Raw genomic sequence first — 18,450 nt, 5'->3', positions numbered from 1 at the left:
GTGCGCCGCCTATACCAGTACCTATAAACAGGACTACTGAAACTGCTGAACCCAGCGCCTCCATACGCTTTCTATAATTTGTGCAGAAGCCCTTCATTAGGCAGCAGCCCATGTCCTACAAAGACTTCACCCTCGAAAAAGTTAGAAAACAATTTGGGCTTGCGATCGAGAGCAACCAAGAACTCTTTGTCAGAATCAACCAACCCTTGCCGCTATCGCCAGAATTCACCTCGTACCTCAACTACAGCGTGCCCCTAGCCCTATCGATCAACACCGAAAAGGCCCGCTCAGAAATGGTTATTGCGCCCATGCTGGTGCAGCTAAAACGGCTGCTGAATGACCAAATCAGTCTCTTCTCAGGGGTCGAGTTCTCGGTAGACCCAGCTCAAGACCTGGTAGGGTTTTGCGACTTTATTATCAGTCTGTCGCGGCAGCAGCTCTACGTTAGTGCGCCAGCCCTGATTATCTTCGAAGCTAAGAACGAAAATATAAAGGGTGGCCTGGGCCAGTGTTTAGCGGCCATGGTGGCAGCGCGCATTTTCAACGAGCGAGAAGGCCAGCCCCTATCCCAAATATACGGAGCTGTAACCACCGGCAACCAGTGGAAGTTTTTACGACTGAGCGACCAGACGGCCTACGTTGACCGGCGAGACTACTATATTGACCAGCTAGAAACCCTCATGAGCATTTTGGTCAGCCTGGTACAGCCCCCTCTGCCCGTGGTGACTGCTTGAGGTTTTGGAGACTTCTCTAAAGCATTCTCCTGCCGTTGATACCCAGAGCGATCGCTAAAGACTATCCTTGAGGGCCACCCCCCCACACCCTAAAATAAGGGTTTGTCGAGAGTGCAGGTAACCCCATGACTGTCCGCGTTCGTCTTGCCCCCAGCCCCACCGGGAGTCTGCACATTGGTACCGCCCGTACAGGTGTGTTTAACTGGCTCTTTGCCCGCCACGAAGGCGGAAAGTTCATCCTCCGTGTTGAAGACACCGACGAAGAGCGCTCCAAGCCAGAATTCACCGACAATATTCTCTCCGGACTGCGCTGGCTCGGTATGGATTGGGATGAAGGGCCATTCTTTCAGTCGCAGCGCCTCGACCTCTACAGTCAGGCCATTCAAACCCTACTGGACAAAGGTCTGGCCTACCGCGCCTACGACACGCCCGAAGAGCTAGAGGCCATGCGCGAGGCCCAAAAAGCTAAAAACCAGGCCCCCCGCTACGACAACCGCCACCGCGATTTGACCTCCGATCAGCAGGCCGCCTTTGAGGCCGAGGGCCGCCCCGCCGTCATTCGCTTTAAAATCGAAGACAGCCGCACTATCACCTGGAACGACATGGTGCGCGGTCCCGTCACCTGGCAGGCTAGCGACCTGGGCGGCGATATGGTGGTCGCGCGAGCGTCTTCCAGCACGACCATTGGCCAACCCCTCTACAACCTGGCCGTCGTTGTCGACGACATTGATATGGCTATCACCCATGTCATTCGCGGTGAAGACCACATTGCCAACACCGCTAAGCAAATCTTGCTCTACGAAGCCCTGGGTGCGGCGGTGCCCGCCTTTGCCCACACGCCGCTGATTTTGAACCAGACTGGCCAAAAGCTCTCTAAGCGCGACGGTGTTACCTCTATTTCTGACTTTCAGAAAATGGGCTTTGTCGCCCCGGCTCTGGCCAACTACATGACCCTGCTGGGCTGGTCGGCCCCGGACGCCGCTGAGCAGTTTACCCTCGAAGAAGCCGCCAAGCAGTTCAGCTTCGATCGCGTCAATAAAGCTGGAGCCAAGTTCGACTGGGACAAGCTCGACTGGCTTAACAGCCAGTACCTCCACGCCATGGAGCCTGCCGCCCTGCTCGAGCTAGCGCTGCCCTACCTGCAAGAGGCGGGCTACCCTATTGATGCCGACGCCGACCACAGCTGGCTGCTGCCCATGATGGCGATGCTGGCCCCCAGCCTGACCCGGCTCACCGATGTGGTAGAGCAAAGCCGCTTTTTCTTTACCGAAACCGTTGGCTTTACCGACGATGCCAAAGCCCAGGTGCAGCTCGAAGGCGTTCTCCCCGTGCTGGAGGGTGTTCTGAGCGGTCTGACCGCCCAATCTCCCGCCACTATCGACGACCTCAAGGCGCTGGTGAATGATGTCACCAAAGCCCAGGGCGTCAAGAAAGGGCTGGTGATGAAATCGCTGCGGGCGGCGCTGATGGGTGCCCTGCAGGGGCCAGACCTGATGGAGTCGTGGCTGATTTTGCGGCAGCGCGGGTTTGATGTACCGCGCCTAAAGGAGGCGCTGACGCTGAGCTAGCCTGCGCCAGTGGGCCATTACGCCCAAGGTAATGGCCCCCAGCAGCAGCATGAGCCCTCCGGCCAACCCGTAGGTGGCGGCTAAACCCAGCTGCTGGCCGAGGGGCTGGCTCACCAGCGGCGATATAAACTGACCCAAGAAAAAGCTGGTGGTGAGGCCGCCCAGAATGCGCCCCCGCAGGGCCGCTGGGGTAGCTGAGGTGAGGCAAACGGTCATGTTGGGGGTAAAGAGGCCCAGACCCAGGCCTGCGATCGCCAGCCCCACCAGCACGCCTCCATAGCTCGACGCCTGGCCGATGATCACATAGCCTATCCCCATCAGCCCAAAGGCCAGGGCGTAGATGGCGGTAAAGGTGAACCGTGCCCTGAGTCTTTGGTAGCTGAGCGAGCTGCTGGCAGCGGCCAGGGTGGCCAGGGCGATCGCCAGTCCGCTCTGCGACCCCGTAGCCCCACTCAGCTGCTGCAAATAGAACGGAATCTGCACCGGAATCATATAGAACACGATTTGGGTGAGCAGCGCGATCGCAAACGTTGCCCCCAGCAGGGCCCACGGGACGGGTTCAGGGTTGGCGGCAGACATAGCCAGGGCCTCGGCACGGCTGACCCGCACCGGCTCGGGCAGCACCAGCAGCACCAGCGGCAGCAGCAGCCAGGCCGTCACATAAATCAAAAACGGAAAGCGCCAGCTAAGGTCGGCCAAATAGCCCCCCAGGGTGAGAAACAGCACGCCGCCCAGCCCCATAAACGCCGCCTGCACTCCCAAAAACTGGGCTCGGGCCGCCCCCAGGTAGTAGTCAGCCACCAGAGTAGTCGCGGTGGTCATAATGCCCGCTACGCTCAGGCCCAGCACCAGTCGCCCGACCAAAATCCAGCCAATATCATTCAGAAAAAAGCCTGAGCTGCCGGCCAGACCGTAGGCAAACACCGACAGCGCCAGCCAGCGCTTGCGCCCAAATCGATCGATAATGGTGCCTGCGATCGGTGCCCCCAGGGCAATGAATAGGGCTGGCACCGTCAGCACCAGCCTCACCCAGTAGTCAGCGTTGGGCACCTCGGCAAAGTGCTGGCGCATGGCGGGCAGCGAGGGCGCGATCGTGGCCCCAGCCATGACGGTCAGCGTGCTGACCAGCAGCAGCGTCGCTTTTACCCCAACGGTCTCGGAATGGCGAGGTTGCATCTAGTCGCGGCTCCTGGGGCCTCAATAAAGTTTCTAAGACGGTTCCATTGGACAAAACGGCCTGGTCAAGAGCACGAACTCAGTGCGGTAGTTCTGTTGCGGTGAAAGCCCGGCCAGGTTTAGGCGAAGGCACCTAAGCCCGATAACCCGCTAAAGTAAACAGTAGAGGAGCAGCCAGGCAAACGCACATCCCTGTGGGTGAGTACCCGGTGCCGCCAATTCCAGCATGGGTTTGCCCGAGTTCCCCAGCTTACGTTACATTAAGTAAAGATTTATCTCATAATTTCCCGCCGATTTTTGGTTCTACCACGCTAATACCCGGTAACACCTTGTTCCAGGCATCATAGACGTAGGGCCAAGCTCGGTCAAAAACCGTTAACTGAAGATCTGTTAACGAAGCTCCGTTAACACTGTGCACGTTAGTCAATAGAGGCCATAGGTATGAAATTTTCGTGGCGAGTAGCCTTACTGTGGACCCTGCCCTTGTTGGTAATAGGGTTTTTCTTGTGGCAAGGAGCGTTTTCGTCAGCCCCCGCTGACATGGGGCTAAATGCGGCCAACACCCGCCTTACCTATGGTCGCTTTCTTGACTATCTCGATGCCGGGCGGGTGACGGCGGTCGATCTCTATGACGGTGGCCGCACCGCTATCGTCGAAGCCGTTGACCCCGACCTCGACAACCGGGTCATGCGCTGGCGCGTCGACCTGCCCGGTAACTCTCCCGACCTGGTCAGCCGTCTACGCACTGCCAACATCAGCCTTGACTCTCACCCGCCGCGCAACGACGGTGCTCTGGTCGGTGCCCTGGGCAATCTGCTGTTTCCGCTGCTGTTGATCGGGGGCCTGTTCTTTTTGTTCCGCCGCTCGAGCGGTGGCATGGGTGGTCCCGGTCAGGCGATGAACTTCGGCAAATCTAAGGCTCGCTTCATGATGGAGGCCAAGACCGGCATCATGTTTGACGATGTGGCCGGTATTGACGAAGCTAAAGAAGAACTCGAAGAAGTGGTCACCTTTTTGAAAAAGCCCGAGCGCTTTACAGCGATCGGTGCGCGCATCCCTAAGGGAGTGCTGCTGGTCGGGCCTCCTGGAACGGGTAAAACCCTTCTGGCCAAGGCGATCGCAGGCGAAGCGGGCGTCCCCTTCTTCAGTATCTCTGGCTCTGAGTTTGTGGAAATGTTCGTCGGCGTAGGGGCCTCCCGCGTCCGCGACCTGTTCAAAAAAGCTAAAGAAAACGCTCCCTGTATCATCTTCATCGACGAGATTGATGCTGTCGGTCGACAGCGGGGCGCAGGCATCGGCGGCGGCAACGATGAGCGCGAGCAAACCCTCAACCAGCTGCTCACCGAGATGGATGGCTTTGAGGGCAACACCGGCATTATCATCATCGCGGCCACCAACCGAGCCGACGTACTCGACTCGGCCCTGCTGCGACCCGGTCGCTTCGATCGCCAGGTTATGGTCGATCCGCCCGATATCAAGGGTCGCGTCGAAATTCTCGGCGTTCACGCCCGCAACAAAAAACTGTCCGAAGACATTTCCCTGGAGACGATCGCCCGCCGCACCCCTGGCTTTACCGGCGCTGATTTGGCTAACCTGCTCAACGAGGCCGCTATTCTCACCGCTCGCCGCCGCAAAGAGGCCATCACTATGGCTGAGGTCGACGATGCCGTCGACCGCGTGATTGCTGGCATGGAGGGCACGCCTCTGGTCGACAGCAAGAGCAAACGACTAATTGCCTACCACGAAATTGGCCACGCCATTATTGGCACCCTGGTTAAAGACCACGACCCGGTGCAAAAGGTAACCCTGATTCCCCGTGGGCAGGCCCAGGGCTTGACCTGGTTTACCCCCAGCGAAGAGCAGATGCTGATTTCTCGCGCCCAAATTCTGGCCCGCATTACCGGTGCTCTGGGTGGACGTGCCGCTGAAGACGTGATCTTTGGCGACGCAGAGGTGACCACCGGAGCCGGTAACGACCTGCAGCAGGTCAGCAACATGGCGCGGCAGATGGTGACCCGGTTTGGTATGTCTGACCTCGGCCCCCTATCGCTCGAAAGCTCCCAGGGTGAGGTATTCCTAGGCCGCGACTGGCTCTCTCGCTCAGAGTATTCTGAAGAGGTGTCGTCGCGTATTGATGGTCAGGTGCGCACTATTGTCGAGCACTGCTACTCCAACGCCAAGCGCATCATGGAGGAAAATCGTGCCCTGGTCGATCGCCTGGTCGATCTGCTGGTCGAGCGCGAGACCATCGACGGTGACGAGTTCCGCCAGATTGTCTCTGAGTACACGGTGGTGCCCGACAAGCAGCAGTTTGTGCCCCAGCTGTAGGGTGTTGCCCTGATGCTGTTAGGGCGTGCCATCAACTCTGGCTACAATCATGGGCTTACTAGCGTTGCCACGCCCGACTCAAACACCAGGCTAGGGGCTGTAACCGATGATTCTCTGGCTATCGGCCGTTAACTGATGACAGCCCCTAGGGCTCGCCTGAGTAAGGCGGGCCTTTTTGACTTTTAAAATAAACGCTATGTCCCGTCCTACCCTTTATGTCGCTGTTACCAACCACGGCTTTGGCCATGCGACGCGGGCTGCTGCTGTCGCGGCGGCGGTCAAAGCCCAGTGGCCGGAGGTAGATCTGGTAATGGCTACGACGGCCCCCCAGTGGCTGCTCGATGAATACTTACCAATAGAGTACGAGTACCGGCCAGTCGCCTTTGATATTGGGATTATTCAGCCCGACAGTTTGAGGATGGATTTGGCCGCTACCCTGGCCAAGCTGCGGGATATTCAGGCTCACCAGCCGGAGACTGTAGCCGCTGAAGCCGCTTACCTCAAGCAGCGGGAGGTAGATCTGGTGCTGGCCGATATTCCGCCTCTGGCGACCGCGATCGCCCATGCCGCCGACATCCCCTGCTGGATGATGAGCAACTTTGGCTGGGATTTTATCTACCGTGACCTTGGCCCCGAGTTCACCGCGATCGCCGACTGGATTGGCGACTGCTTTGGCCAGTGCGATCACCTGTTTCGGCTGCCCTTTCACGAGCCGATGGCCGCCTTTCCCACGGTTGAAGATGTGGGCCTCACAGGCGGCACCCCCCGCTACGAACCGGACGACCTCAAAACCCAGTGGCAGCTCCAGACCCCTCAATCGCGCACCGTTCTGCTCACCTTTGGCGGGCTGAGCTTGCAGAGCATTCCCTACCATCACCTGGCGCAGTTTCCAGACTGGCAGTTTCTCACCTTCGATCGCGACGCGCCAGAATTGCCCAACCTGTTCAAGGTGCCTCGGCAGGGGTTTCGCCCCGTAGACGTGATGCCCCTGTGCAGTCGGGTGGTTTCGAAGCCAGGGTTTAGCACCTTCTCCGAAGCCTGTCGCCTCAACCTACCGATTATCACCATCACCCGCAACGACTTTGCCGAAGGCCCGGTATTGGTTAACGGTATGCAAGACCACAGCTGGCACCGAGTCCTGACCCCAGAGGAATTCTTCAATGGCGAGTGGGAGTTTTTGCGCCAGCCCCTGCATCCGCCCCGCCGAACACAGGCGATCGCCAAACATGGCAATGAGCAAATCGCCACCGCGATCGTTAACTACCTGGCCAGCGTAACTTAGTATTTCCCTCACCCACCCACTTACCCACTGACCCATCTACCCATCTACCCATCTACTAATCTGCTCGCCTCTGCCCCACCGGCAGCGCTGGCGGATTCTGGTAGGGCATCGGAATATACTGCACCGTCGGTCGCCCCATCATCGGTTGCGGATAGAGATCCATCAGGCCGTAGATCTCCAGCGGTAGGCCCACCGTCACCGGCAGGCCCATGTCGGTCGCCTCTTCCACGGCGATCGGGTAGTCGTGGGTGACCTGGCCAGTGGTCAGGCGATCGATAATTTTGTCAATGTTGGCCGGGTCAACCTTTTGCTGCGGAACCGCATCTTCTAGCAGGGCGCGCACAAACCGCTGCACCTGGGCGATCGCTTTGCGGGCTAAATCGGCTGTAACCAGGGTTTGGTCGTCAATTTTTTCGGGGGGCTTGGCCTCCAGCACCGCCAGAATGCTGGCTGCCGCCACGTTGCCCAACTGTGGATCCACTGGCCCTAAAACGGCGTTTTCGTCCATGACAATTTCGTCGGCGGCCATCGCCAGCATGGTGCCGCCGCTCATGGCGTAGTGGGGCACAAACACCGTCACCTTGGCACTGTGGCGCAGCAGCGCGCGGGCAATCTGCTCGGTGGCCAGCACCAGGCCGCCGGGGGTGTGCAAAATTAAGTCAATGGGTACGTTCGACGGCGTGAGGCGAATGGCCCGCAGGATCTGCTCCGAATCTTCGATATTGATAAATCGCGAGATGGGAATGCCCAGCAGGCTGATCGACTCCTGGCGATGAATCAGCAGAATCACCCGACTGCCCCGCTGCTGCTCCAGATTGCGAATGGCGTTGACGCGGCGCGACTCTACCAGGCGGCGCTGAATAGCGGGCTGAACGAAGGAAAAAATCAAAAAGATAAAAAACAAGCTGATCATGGTCATGAGCTGAGGAATAGATACAGCACCGATGCCAACGCCCTGACTACCGTGCTTGCCGCGATCGCAGGCCCGCCAAAATCGGCAGCAGACTGTCGGTTATGTAGAGCGTAGTGCTTTTAGCATCTCAAAAACCGAACGGCGCCGCTGGTTAGGACACCCAAACTCATGGCTCAAATCGATCGGCTTAGCAGCCGAGACGTAGCTATGATCACACATGGAATGTTCAAGGAACGTGGAACTGTGATTAAACCCTCTGTGGCGGTGCTTACCACTGGGCTCATGGCCTTTGCCGTAGCGGCGGGTCAGGCTGCTGACCTATCGTTTGCGACCCCAGAGGGGCTGTTTCGCCTGGAAACCGGGGGCGGCGATCGCCAGTCTCTGCTGTCTGGGGGCGATCGCGCCTTTAACGCCCTAGCCTGGTCTAGCGACGGGCAGCGGCTGGCGGTGGTCCAGAACTATGGCGAAGTTTACCGGCTTGAGCCTGGCTCTAGCGAGCCAGAGCAGGTGTTTACCAGCGACTGCCAGCGTCCCCCTACCCTCGATCTCGCCTGGCAAAGCGACGGTGATTTGGTCATTCTGGAGCGTTGTCCGGCCTCGATTGCTGGCGGGGCGGGTCAGGTCAGGCTGTTTCTCAGTAACCCTGCCGGAGCGCTCACTCCCCTGGAGATTTCGCCTGAAACTTTGGAGTCTGACCTATTTCTAGCCCCCGATGGTAGCCAGGTAGCCTACGTGACGGGCCAGCATATCTTTGTCGCGGCTCTAGACGGCAGCCGTCCTCGTCGGTTGACCCAAACCCCTGGTATCTACGGCGCTGCCGGTAGCCCTCTGGCCTGGTCACCCGATGGCACGCGCCTGGCCTTTTACGAAGGCAGCTACCCATTTCAGCGGCTAAATGTGGTGGGAGCTGACGGGGGCGATCGCCGTGTTCTTACCCCCGCTGATAACTTTCAGATCTATCGTAGTCGAGTTCTGTGGTCGCCCGACGGCCGCTACATCGCCTTCTACCAACCGTTTAATCCGCCCTTCAGCAATCAAGAAGTCATTGCCCTGGTCAATGTCAATACGGCTGAGACCCGAGTGCTGACTCGGCCCGGCTTTTACGATGCCCTTAGCTGGGCACCCAACAGTCAGCAATTGGTGCTGGCTTCGGGGCCACAGGCGGGGCAGCAAACCGTATTTCGGCTCGATTTGGTCGATCAGGAGTTTACGGCTCTTACCGACCAGCCCCTGCAAAACGTTTTAGAAAGCCAGTGGTCGCCCACAGGTGACTGGGTCGCCTTTACCGCCACTCCGCCCGACGACCCTATGGGCACCCAGGTGCTGTATCAGGTGCGCCCGGATGGTACCGAGCTGACCTCCCTAACCAGTACTGATGAGTATGTCTACCCGTTTGCCTGGCTCCCCGCGCCTCTAACTACAGAAAACCAGGGGGTGACCGAGGCTCCCTAGAGCCTGTCGTTGGCTCTGGCCAAAATCCTTAGAGACACCAGCTTTACCAGGTCCCCAAAACATAGGGATGGGCTATTAGCAGCTAGTGGACAGCAGCCCCTAGCTGGGTTTGAATGTCGCTCTGACGCTGTACCGCAGCCATCGCCTGCTGCACTACCTCTACTCCGGCCCCTGGTTTACATGATTCCTCGGTTAAAATTTGCTTCCACAGGCGACTGCCGGGCTGTCCGGCAAACAGCATCAGCATGTGGCGGGTAATTTTGTTGAGCTTTAGCCCCTGGCTGACCCATTGGTCAACATAGGGCAACAGCGCCTCAACCACCTGCTGACGACTGAGGGCAGGCTCGTCTGCGGCAAAGAACCGTTGATCAACCGCTGAGAATAGGTAGGGCTGGTCGTAGGCAGCTCGCCCTACCATCACGCCGTCTACCCGATCGAGCTGTTCGCTCACCTGATCGAGCTGGGTAAAGCCGCCATTGATTTCGATCCAAAGATGCGGGAAGTCTTGCTTGAGGCGGTGTACATCGCCGTAGCGCAGGGGCGGAATGGTGCGGTTATCTTTGGGGCTCAGCCCTTGCAGCCAGGCCTTGCGGGCGTGAACGGTAAAGTGGCGGCAGCCGGTTTGAGCCACGGTATCGACAAAATTCGCCATATCTTCGTAGCGATCGCGATCGTCTATCCCAATTCGGTGCTTAACGCTGATCGGCAGCGAACTGGCCGCCATCATCGCCGCCACACCCTCGGCTACCCGCTCCGGCTGGGCCATCAGGCAAGCGCCAAAGTTGCCGCTGCTGACGCGATCGCTGGGGCAGCCTACGTTCAAATTGATGGCGTCGTAGCCAAAGTCGGCGGCGACGCGGGCGCAGGTTGCCAACATCTGTGGGTCGTCGCCGCCCACCTGCAGCACCAGGGGTGATTCGCTGGGGGTAAAGCCCAGCAGGTGGTCGCGATCGCCGTGCACGATCGCCTGGGCGGTCACCATCTCGGTGTAAAGCAGAGTGCGTCGAGTGATCTGCCGCATAAAGTAGCGGTAGTGGCGATCGGTGCGATCCATCATCGGCGCAATGCTGATCGGCACCTCAATGACTGCCGCAGCCCCCGATTGGCGGCGATTAAATGTTGTTGATACGGTCATAGAACCGAGTATTTCGGTCATCTTTGCCTACGTAGCTTAGCATTTCGGCTCTGGGCACTCGGCGGCTTTAAACGCGCTGCGACAGACCGAGTCTTGCGATAGATTGAAAGCGAATCCGTACCGTTCTACCCCGTTTTTCTACCCCGTCCCAAAGGACTTCCCTATGACCACTGCCACCAACGTGCTGGGCACTGCCCTTGCCCCCTGCTGCACCTCGCCGATGACCGGTTTTTACCGCGATGGCTGCTGTAATACGGGGGCAGGCGATATGGGGGTTCACGTCGTGTGCGCCCAGATGACGCCTGAGTTTTTGGCTTTTACCAAAGCCCAGGGTAACGACCTGTCTACCCCGGTGCCCGCCTTTCAGTTTCCGGGGCTCAAGCCGGGCGATCGCTGGTGTCTGTGTGCCCCCCGCTGGCAAGAAGCCCTAGAGGCTGGGGTTGCTCCCCCGGTCATGCTCGAAGCCACCCACGCTGCCGCCATTGAGCACGTGGCGCTGGCCGACTTAAAGAATCATGCCCTGGATCGCTAACTCAGGCACCCGCTCCCTCGGCTAAACCTCTGGAATCAGCCTAGATCGTGGCTAGGGACCGGGGGCTTAGGCAAAAGACCGCTCACGCCAGCCGCACCGCTGTGCCGCTGGCGGCCACCATCAGCATGTTGCCGCCGTTGTTAATTTCCAGCGACTCGTAGTCAATATCGACGGCGATAATGGCGTCGGCCCCCAGTTCTTTGGCAGCCTGCATCATCTCTTTAATGGCCGTGTTGCGCGCCTGACGCAGCGATTGCTCGTAGGCCCCCGATCGCCCGCCGACCACATCGCGAATGCCCGCAAAGAAGTCTTTGAAAATATTAGCCCCTAGAATGGCCTCGCCATTGACCAGGCCGCAGTATTCAATGACCTGGCGACCGTCAACGTTAGGTCCGGTGGTTAAGATCATGGGTTGCCTCGGGTTAAACCGCTTTAGAACTCACCTGCATACTAATATCTAGCCACGGAGCCCGTGTAATGGGAGCGCTGCTGGAGATAAAATCTACTCCCGTCGCCGCAATGGGCTTGAGAGTCTCTAGTGTAACGTTGCCAGAGGCCTCGATTTTGACCGCTGGCTTTTGCGCCCGAATCCGCTCAACCGCCGTTTTCATCAGCTCTGGAGGCATGTTGTCGAGCATGATGATGTCCACTGGGCAGGCGATCGCCTCATCGACCTGTTCGAGACTGCTGGTTTCAACCTCCACCGTCATCGGGTAGGGAATGGCCGGCCGAATTTGAGCTACCGCCGCCCGAATACCCCCAGCGGCAGCAATGTGGTTGTCTTTAATCATCACCGCATCATCCAGGCCCAGGCGGTGGTTAATGGCCCCACCAACCCGGCTGGCATACTTTTCCAGCTGTCGCAGGCCGGGGGTCGTCTTGCGCGTATCAACCAGCTGGGTCGGGCTGTCGGCCAGCCGTTCAACGTACTGGCGGGTAGCGGTGGCAATGCCGCTCAGCCGCATGACCAGGTTTAGCGCTACCCGTTCGCCTGTTAGCAGGGCCGCTAGATTGCCGCTCATTCTAGCAATAGTCGTATCTGCGCCACAGGCGTCGCCTTCATCGACTAGGGGCTCAAAGCTGAGGTCGCCATCAAGCTGCTGAAACAGGCGGCGAGCAAAGGGCAGCCCAGCAATCACGCCGGGGGCACGGGTCACCCACAGGGCCAACCCCGGCTGCTGCGCCAGGTTTCCTAGCCCGATTGTGGTCCAGTCGCCGCGGCCCACATCTTCACGCAGCCAGGCTTGTAGGTACTCATCCAGGCTGCTCTCAACGAGCGGTACAGAGGTATTGAGGGGCATCAGTAAGGTGTTTAAGGTACTGGAATAGCGCTGCGGCTGGCGATCGCAGACCAAGCCGCTTAACTAAGACCGCAATTTATGCCACAGCTAGAAATTATTGTGCTAACTTACGAGTAATGCCGCTGTTACGGCAGCTAACTCTACAGATTTTACCGTTTAGGATTCAGGAGGTGATGCCCATGCAAGAAAGTAGTAAACGTGTGGGTCTTCAGGTTGAGATCAGCCGGCTGTGCGCCGGGGCTGTGCTCTAGCTTCAGTGTTAGTTGCCTTGGCAACTAGCTAAGCTTTCGAAGCTGGCTGAACAGGGTTCCTCCCGGCAGTCAGGTTCAACCTAAGATCCAACTAGACCGCCCCTGCTTCGGAAGCTTGTCTTCCCCTGGCAGGGGCGGATAGCTTTTAAAGAGGCTTATGGTTCTTGCAAAGGCTTAAAACAGCGACCGCCGCCCTAGCTGGCGCTCCACCCTTAAGATAGAAGGGCAGCCCACCTCTTCACACCTATGGCCTCCCTTCTCAGCGATCGCGACATTCAAACTCACCTCGGTCAGCTCTCCGACTGGAGCCTGGACGGCAAGACGATTACCTGTACCCGCACCTTTAAAGACTTTGTTGCCGCTATTGACTTTGTTAATCAGCTAGTCGAACCTGCCGAGGCCGCTGGGCACCATCCCGACCTGCAAATCTCCTACAACCGCGTAACCATTAGCCTCTCCACCCACGACGCTGGCGGGCTAACCGAGAAAGATTTTGCTATGGCCCAAAAAATTTCTGCTCTAAGTTGACCGAAAATAACGCTCGGCCTTAACTTCCTCGGTGAAGACGCTCAACTGGGTGTTTCATCGGTCAATTACCTCAGCTAGATGGTCATGCTGACACCCCCTTCTTGTTGAGGGTTATTACGAGATCCTCTTCAATCAGTACCTAACCATTACCCCTGCGGTAACCTACGGTGACACTGGCTTGGCTAGTGTCGCTGGCCAGACTGGTTGCTGGGGTGCTTTGCGTGCCGTCTTCGGGTTTTAGATAGTCTTATGGTCAGCCTACACTGATCAGCCTAAACGATCAGATCCAGCGGTTTTAGGTCCAGCGGCGCGCCTTTTCAGAGAGCTACCAACTTCCTGTTCACATTGGTCTATAGATAGGGAACCTTACACCAGTAGAGTGCGTCTGGGTTGGGTAGATATCGGTCTGTACCTTATTTGGTCAAACCGATCTAGCCGATACAGAGTATATCTGCTACTATCGGTTTTGGATGTACGTGAGGTTCAGCAACCTTGCCTCATTTTGGGGTCGGGTCTGCACCTGTTAAATAGGGATGGTTTAGGCCAAACCTGCTTTGAGGTACACGATAAGCCTTGTATAAGGTGTGAGGAGAAAATACCGAATGGCTAAGTTATTTTGGCAATCTTTGCTGGCTGTGCCCGCTGCTCTGGGTGCGGCTGTCGCCGTCTCTGGCTCTGCGATCGCGGCTGAAGCTGCTACCCCTCAGGTCAGCTTTGATCAAGACTCTGTTCAACTGGCTCAAATCACCAGCGTTTCCGAACTGACCGACGTTCTACCTTCCGACTGGGCCTTCCAGGCTCTGCAAAGTCTGGTTGAGAACTACGGTTGTATTCAGGGCTACCCCGACCGCACCTTCCGCGGTCAGCGCAGCCTAACTCGCTACGAGTTCGCCGCTGGTCTCAACTCCTGCTTGGATGTAATCGCTACCCTGATCGCTCAGTCGGGCATCAACCCCGACGACCTGGCTACCATTCGTCGTCTGCAAGAAGAGTTCCAGGCTGAACTGGCTACCCTGCGCGGTCGCGTTGACGCCCTCGAAGCTGAAACCGCTACCCTGCGTGCCCAGCAGTTCTCCACCACCACCAAGCTGCGTGGTCAGGCTGACTTTAACCTGGTTACCCCCATTGACACCGTTGCTGGCGAATCTAGCACCAGCTTCGCCGGTCGGGCTCGCCTCAACTTCGATTCCAGCTTCACCGGTAACGACCGCTTGCGTATTCGCCTCCAAGGTGGCGATGGCAACGCTATCGTTCCTCTGGGTGGTCTAGCCAATGCTGGTGGTGCTGACTACGACATCACCATTGACGACTTCTACTACAGCTTCCCTGTCGGCAATCGTCTGACTGTAACGGCTGCTGCCCGTGGTCTTCAGGGCGATGACTGGGTTACCAGCACCATCGTGCCCTTCGACGGTCCCTCTGTGGCTGACGCTGGTGGTCCTCAGTTCTATGACTTCGGTGGCAGCACCTCCAACGGCGCTGGTGTTGGTCTGAGCTTTGCTCTAACCGACAGCATCGTGCTTGACGCTGGCTACACCGCCTCTAATCCCGGTGGTGCTACTACTCCCACTGTTGGTATCTTCGCTGCTAACAACCAAAGCTACATCGCTCAGCTGAGCTACCTCAGCGACGGCTTCCTGGATGCTGGTATTGCTTACCTGCACAGCGATGGCGTGGCGGCTGGGGTTCCCGGTTCCACCGATACCTTCGCCGGCTTGTTGAACCTTGACTTCGGTGGCTTCTTTGTCGCTGGTCACGGTGCTTATACCACCTTTACTGGTGGTAACGACTTCAGCTGGACCGCTGGTGTTGGCTTCAACAACTTCCTGGCTGAAGGCACTCAGCTGGGCGTCTATGGTGGTCAGCTGCCCACCACTGTTGGCGAAAACCCCTTCATCATTGAAGGCTACTACGAGATCCCCTTCAATGAGTTCTTGACCATCACTCCTGCCGTCATCTACGGTGACGTCAACTCTGGTCTGGCTGGTGCAGATGACACTGGTTTCTGGGGCGCTCTGCGTGCCACCTTCCGCTTCTAGGTTGATTTAGTCAACGGTTTAGTTGGCTAGGTTGCTCTAGCAATTTAAGGCTCTGTCAGTTTTGGCAGAGCCTTTTTTGTTTGAATTCAAGTGTTTGAGTTTAAGGGGCTGTAGTTTCGCTCCAGTAGCCCTGGGGTAGCCATTGCCCTCCCAATGCGGTGATGCGATCGCGCCTCATGGTATAAATCCAGGCTGTGCCTAGGGGCTGTCGCTGAAGATTGAAGACCAGGTGGCGATCGCGCTGATATTCGCTGCTCTCGGGGCGATCGGGATAGTGCTCTTCAAAGTCGTCAATGGCGCGTAGACAGTCAGAATTTGAAAACGTGAGCAGCACCCCCTGCACCCAGCCGCTTTCCAACGTCATGGCAGGATAGCCCAGCGGTAGATGGTAGAGCCGACCCATCGCTAAGGCCGGTTGGCTAGCCACTAGGTACGGTGCGCAGAAATCGGCAAATGCTCGTTCTCCTGGCTTCAAAGTGCCGTAGACAAAGAGTGGGCAGAGGTAGTCCATAAACTTTGGGGCCAAATAAGCAGCCTGCTAAGAGCTCCTATGCTATGAATGAAACTTCATAGAGAATTAGCAAGTTCATCAAAACTAAAGCGACCGGCTTGTGATCTCCGGATACTTTACCCTGGGAAAAGTAACTTGAATAGAAAGCTGCGCCTCGTTGTCCGTAACTATTGCCCTGGTGAGATTGCCCATGAGAATCCTAGTCACTGGTGGAGCCGGGTTTATTGGCTCCCATTTGATTGATCGTCTGATGACCGCCGGAAATGAAGTTATCTGTTTAGATAATTTTTACACCGGCCACCGCCACAACCTGCTGCACTGGCTTGACCACCCCTATTTTGAGGTCATTCGCCATGACGTAACGGAACCCATTCGGCTTGAAGTTGACCAAATTTACCACCTGGCCTGCCCTGCCTCGCCCGTGCATTACCAGTACAACCCGGTAAAAACTATTAAAACCAACGTGATGGGCACGTTGAACATGCTGGGCTTAGCCAAACGGGTAAAAGCTCGATTTTTGTTGGCCTCTACCTCTGAGGTCTATGGCGACCCCGAAGTCCATCCCCAGTCTGAAGACTATCGAGGCAACGTTAACCCCATTGGTATTCGCAGCTGCTACGACGAAGGCAAACGTGTTGCCGAAACCCTAGCCTTCGATTATCACCGCCAAAACAATGTAGATATTCGGGTAGCCCGTATTTTTAATACGTACGGTCCTCGTATGCTTGAAAACGACGGTCGTGTGGTGAGCAACTTTGTGGTGCAGGCACTACAGGGAAACCCGCTCACAGTTTATGGCACTGGCGCGCAGACCCGTAGTTTTTGCTATGTATCTGACCTGGTAGAGGGGTTGATGCGGCTGATGAACGGTGATTATATTGGCCCGGTCAACCTGGGTAACCCCGACGAGTACACCATTTTGCAGCTGGCCCAGGCCGTGCAGTCGATGGTCAACCCTGATGCTGAGCTGGTTTATAAGCCGCTGCCTCAAGATGACCCCCAGCGGCGCAAGCCCGACATTACCCGCGCCAAAACCTTCCTTGACTGGAGCCCAACGGTACCTCTACAGGAGGGACTAAAGCTCACCATTGACGATTTTCGCGATCGATTCAGTCAGCAAGGAACAACTGCGGGACTGCCGTCGACCCTACACTCTGTAGTAGGTTGACCGCAGGCTGCCCACAACCGCGCTGCTGCTCGGCTGTGGGGCCAGCCGTAATTAGGTATGGGCTATCTAGCCTGCCAGGGACTATCGAAAGTACATAAAGTAAGGGGTATTTTTCTATGCGCGTATGTGTGATTGGCACTGGCTATGTGGGTTTGGTGACCGGTGTGTGCCTGGCCCATGTGGGCCACGATGTTGTCTGTATTGACGTGAACGAGGAAAAAGTTAAGCTCATGCAGTCTGGGCAGTCGCCCATTTTTGAACCGGGTCTGTCTGAACTGATGAAGTCATCAATGGCGGCGGGCCACCTTCAGTTTTCTACTGACTTGAAGGCGGGGGTTGAGCATGGTGAAGTTCTCTTTATTGCGGTGGGCACGCCAGCGCTGCCCACTGGCGAGAGCGATACCCGCTATGTTGAGGCCGTGGCCAAGGGCATTGGTACTCACCTTAACGGGGGCTATAAGGTCATCGTCAACAAGTCTACGGTGCCGATTGGTTCGGGCGACTGGGTGCGCATGATTGTGCTAGATGGGGTAGCAGAGCGTCAGTTGGCCTCCGTACCCGCTGGTGGTATTCCTGAAACTACTCATCCTGAGGTGGCTGCTGATTTTGACGTGGTCAGCAACCCTGAGTTTTTGCGGGAGGGTTCGGCGGTGTACGACACCTTTAACCCCGATCGCATTGTGCTGGGTAGCAACAGCCCTCGCGCCATCGCCATGATGAAAGAACTCTATACTCCCATTGTCGAGCGGCGCTTTGCCGAAGACACCAGCGCTGCCTCCGTGCCAGTGCTGGTGACTGACCTCAGCTCGGCAGAAATGGTGAAGTACGCGTCTAATGCCTTTTTGGCTACCAAGATCAGCTTTATCAATGAAGTCGCTAACATTTGCGATCGCGTGGGAGCTGATGTCACCCAGGTGGCCCAGGGCATCGGCCTTGACTCTCGCATCGGCAAAAAGTTCTTGCAGGCGGGCATTGGCTGGGGCGGCTCCTGCTTTCCTAAAGACGTAGCGGCCCTGATTCACACCGCTGACGACTACGGCTACGAAGCTCAGCTGCTCAAGGCCGCTGTGGATGTGAACAATCGCCAGCGCCAGATTACCCTTGAAAAGCTTCAGCAGGTGCTCAAGATTCTCAAGGGCAAAACCGTGGGGCTGCTGGGGCTCACCTTTAAGCCCGACACCGACGACATGCGCGATGCGCCCTCGCTGATTCTAATTGAGCAGCTCAATCGGCTGGGTGCCAAGGTTAAAGCGTATGACCCAATTGTTTCGCAAAGCGGGCTGCGTCACGGGTTGACCGGGGTCATTGTGGAGACTGACGCCACCCATCTGGCTGACCACTGCGACGCGCTGGTGCTGGTTACCGACTGGCAGCAGTTTCAAGACCTCGACTACGCCGAAATGGCGCAGCGGATGAACAGCCCCATCTTGATTGATGGCCGCAACGTTCTCGACCGAGAGAAGCTGGTGCGGGCTGGATTCCAGTACCACGGTATTGGTCGCTAGTTGTCCTGACTAAGCCGTCGATTGATT

General features: G+C 57.3%; 16 protein-coding genes. 10 read left to right on the top strand and 6 right to left on the bottom strand.

Annotated elements, in window-relative coordinates; genetic code table 11:
- Positions 1–110: 110 nt before the first annotated feature.
- Positions 111–734, top strand: a complete 624-nt coding sequence (locus ACQ4N7_RS02810; RefSeq protein ID WP_430710112.1) for a hypothetical protein — start codon at positions 111–113, stop codon at positions 732–734.
- Between the two features lie 125 nt (positions 735–859).
- Positions 860–2,302 (top strand): glutamate--tRNA ligase, encoded by a 1,443-nt coding sequence (gltX, locus tag ACQ4N7_RS02805; RefSeq protein ID WP_430710111.1) that lies wholly within the window; start codon positions 860–862, stop codon positions 2,300–2,302.
- Here the strand turns inward: gltX and ACQ4N7_RS02800 are convergent.
- A complete protein-coding gene (locus tag ACQ4N7_RS02800) occupies positions 2,276–3,478 on the bottom strand; it encodes an MFS transporter (RefSeq protein WP_430710110.1) in 1,203 nt (400 codons plus the stop codon). The genes gltX and ACQ4N7_RS02800 overlap by 27 nt on opposite strands.
- Before the next feature lie 441 nt (positions 3,479–3,919).
- Here ACQ4N7_RS02800 and ftsH2 point away from each other — a divergent pair, with 441 nt between their 5' ends.
- Positions 3,920–5,806 (top strand): ATP-dependent zinc metalloprotease FtsH2, encoded by a 1,887-nt coding sequence (ftsH2, locus tag ACQ4N7_RS02795; RefSeq protein WP_430710109.1) that lies wholly within the window; start codon positions 3,920–3,922, stop codon positions 5,804–5,806.
- Positions 5,807–6,002: 196 nt separating this feature from the next.
- Positions 6,003–7,088, top strand: coding sequence for a glycosyl transferase (locus ACQ4N7_RS02790; protein WP_430710108.1), 1,086 nt, complete (start codon positions 6,003–6,005; stop codon positions 7,086–7,088).
- 55 nt (positions 7,089–7,143) lie between these two features.
- Here the strand turns inward: ACQ4N7_RS02790 and ACQ4N7_RS02785 are convergent, their stop codons facing one another.
- On the bottom strand, positions 7,144–8,001 hold the full coding sequence (locus ACQ4N7_RS02785) for an SDH family Clp fold serine proteinase (RefSeq protein WP_430710107.1): 858 nt from the start codon (positions 7,999–8,001) through the stop codon (positions 7,144–7,146).
- A 243-nt stretch (positions 8,002–8,244) separates the two neighbouring features.
- Between ACQ4N7_RS02785 and ACQ4N7_RS02780 the strand changes: the two genes are divergently transcribed.
- On the top strand, positions 8,245–9,453 hold the full coding sequence (locus tag ACQ4N7_RS02780; RefSeq protein WP_430710106.1) for a TolB family protein: 1,209 nt from the start codon (positions 8,245–8,247) through the stop codon (positions 9,451–9,453).
- A gap of 82 nt (positions 9,454–9,535) precedes the next feature.
- On the opposite strand, the gene dusA is transcribed toward ACQ4N7_RS02780, so the two are convergent.
- The gene (gene dusA / locus ACQ4N7_RS02775) at positions 9,536–10,588 is read right to left on the bottom strand and encodes a tRNA dihydrouridine(20/20a) synthase DusA (protein ID WP_430710105.1); all 1,053 of its coding nucleotides are present in this window, start codon (positions 10,586–10,588) and stop codon (positions 9,536–9,538) included.
- A gap of 163 nt (positions 10,589–10,751) precedes the next feature.
- On the opposite strand from dusA, the gene ACQ4N7_RS02770 reads away from it, so the two are divergent.
- Positions 10,752–11,120: a DUF2237 family protein gene (locus ACQ4N7_RS02770; RefSeq protein WP_430710104.1), complete on the top strand. Its 369-nt coding sequence runs from the start codon at positions 10,752–10,754 to the stop codon at positions 11,118–11,120.
- 82 nt (positions 11,121–11,202) lie between these two features.
- Here ACQ4N7_RS02770 and ACQ4N7_RS02765 read toward each other — a convergent pair whose 3' ends face one another.
- Positions 11,203–11,529: a heavy metal-binding domain-containing protein gene (locus tag ACQ4N7_RS02765; RefSeq protein ID WP_430710103.1), complete on the bottom strand. Its 327-nt coding sequence runs from the start codon at positions 11,527–11,529 to the stop codon at positions 11,203–11,205.
- Between the two features lie 13 nt (positions 11,530–11,542).
- Positions 11,543–12,421: a carboxylating nicotinate-nucleotide diphosphorylase gene (gene nadC, locus ACQ4N7_RS02760; RefSeq protein ID WP_430710102.1), complete on the bottom strand. Its 879-nt coding sequence runs from the start codon at positions 12,419–12,421 to the stop codon at positions 11,543–11,545.
- Between the two features lie 497 nt (positions 12,422–12,918).
- Here nadC and ACQ4N7_RS02755 point away from each other — a divergent pair, with 497 nt between their 5' ends.
- Together ACQ4N7_RS02755 and ACQ4N7_RS02750 are read left to right on the top strand one after the other, a co-directional pair.
- Positions 12,919–13,200, top strand: a complete 282-nt coding sequence (locus ACQ4N7_RS02755; protein ID WP_430710101.1) for a 4a-hydroxytetrahydrobiopterin dehydratase — start codon at positions 12,919–12,921, stop codon at positions 13,198–13,200.
- A 602-nt stretch (positions 13,201–13,802) separates the two neighbouring features.
- Positions 13,803–15,239, top strand: a complete 1,437-nt coding sequence (locus tag ACQ4N7_RS02750) for an iron uptake porin (RefSeq protein ID WP_430710100.1) — start codon at positions 13,803–13,805, stop codon at positions 15,237–15,239.
- 100 nt (positions 15,240–15,339) lie between these two features.
- Here the strand turns inward: ACQ4N7_RS02750 and ACQ4N7_RS02745 are convergent, their stop codons facing one another.
- Complete coding sequence (locus ACQ4N7_RS02745; RefSeq protein WP_430710099.1) at positions 15,340–15,750, bottom strand: gamma-glutamylcyclotransferase family protein; 411 nt, start codon at positions 15,748–15,750, stop codon at positions 15,340–15,342.
- Positions 15,751–15,940: 190 nt separating this feature from the next.
- Between ACQ4N7_RS02745 and ACQ4N7_RS02740 the strand changes: the two genes are divergently transcribed.
- Both ACQ4N7_RS02740 and ACQ4N7_RS02735 read left to right on the top strand, forming a co-directional pair.
- On the top strand, positions 15,941–16,918 hold the full coding sequence (locus ACQ4N7_RS02740; RefSeq protein WP_430710098.1) for a UDP-glucuronic acid decarboxylase family protein: 978 nt from the start codon (positions 15,941–15,943) through the stop codon (positions 16,916–16,918).
- A gap of 116 nt (positions 16,919–17,034) precedes the next feature.
- On the top strand, positions 17,035–18,423 hold the full coding sequence (locus ACQ4N7_RS02735; RefSeq protein ID WP_430710097.1) for a UDP-glucose dehydrogenase family protein: 1,389 nt from the start codon (positions 17,035–17,037) through the stop codon (positions 18,421–18,423).
- Positions 18,424–18,450: the final 27 nt, after the last annotated feature.

The sequence above is a fragment of the Nodosilinea sp. AN01ver1 genome (assembly GCF_050565655.1).
Lineage (GTDB): Bacteria > Cyanobacteriota > Cyanobacteriia > Phormidesmidales > Phormidesmidaceae > Nodosilinea.
Note: the sequence above shows the minus strand (reverse complement) of the source record. Positions and strands in the feature narration are given on the sequence as shown.

Bases quoted from the DNA above. Each gene is read 5' to 3' on its own strand.
- ACQ4N7_RS02810 (WP_430710112.1), top strand. From the start codon at position 111: ATGTCCTACAAAGACTTCACCCTCGAAAAAGTTAGAAAACAATTTGGG.
- gltX (WP_430710111.1), top strand. From the start codon at position 860: ATGACTGTCCGCGTTCGTCTTGCCCCCAGCCCCACCGGGAGTCTGCAC.
- ACQ4N7_RS02800 (WP_430710110.1), bottom strand. From the start codon at position 3,478: ATGCAACCTCGCCATTCCGAGACCGTTGGGGTAAAAGCGACGCTGCTG.
- ftsH2 (WP_430710109.1), top strand. From the start codon at position 3,920: ATGAAATTTTCGTGGCGAGTAGCCTTACTGTGGACCCTGCCCTTGTTG.
- ACQ4N7_RS02790 (WP_430710108.1), top strand. From the start codon at position 6,003: ATGTCCCGTCCTACCCTTTATGTCGCTGTTACCAACCACGGCTTTGGC.
- ACQ4N7_RS02785 (WP_430710107.1), bottom strand. From the start codon at position 8,001: ATGATCAGCTTGTTTTTTATCTTTTTGATTTTTTCCTTCGTTCAGCCC.
- dusA (WP_430710105.1), bottom strand. From the start codon at position 10,588: ATGACCGTATCAACAACATTTAATCGCCGCCAATCGGGGGCTGCGGCA.
- ACQ4N7_RS02770 (WP_430710104.1), top strand. From the start codon at position 10,752: ATGACCACTGCCACCAACGTGCTGGGCACTGCCCTTGCCCCCTGCTGC.
- ACQ4N7_RS02765 (WP_430710103.1), bottom strand. From the start codon at position 11,529: ATGATCTTAACCACCGGACCTAACGTTGACGGTCGCCAGGTCATTGAA.
- nadC (WP_430710102.1), bottom strand. From the start codon at position 12,421: ATGCCCCTCAATACCTCTGTACCGCTCGTTGAGAGCAGCCTGGATGAG.
- ACQ4N7_RS02755 (WP_430710101.1), top strand. From the start codon at position 12,919: ATGGCCTCCCTTCTCAGCGATCGCGACATTCAAACTCACCTCGGTCAG.
- ACQ4N7_RS02750 (WP_430710100.1), top strand. From the start codon at position 13,803: ATGGCTAAGTTATTTTGGCAATCTTTGCTGGCTGTGCCCGCTGCTCTG.
- ACQ4N7_RS02745 (WP_430710099.1), bottom strand. From the start codon at position 15,750: ATGGACTACCTCTGCCCACTCTTTGTCTACGGCACTTTGAAGCCAGGA.
- ACQ4N7_RS02740 (WP_430710098.1), top strand. From the start codon at position 15,941: ATGAGAATCCTAGTCACTGGTGGAGCCGGGTTTATTGGCTCCCATTTG.
- ACQ4N7_RS02735 (WP_430710097.1), top strand. From the start codon at position 17,035: ATGCGCGTATGTGTGATTGGCACTGGCTATGTGGGTTTGGTGACCGGT.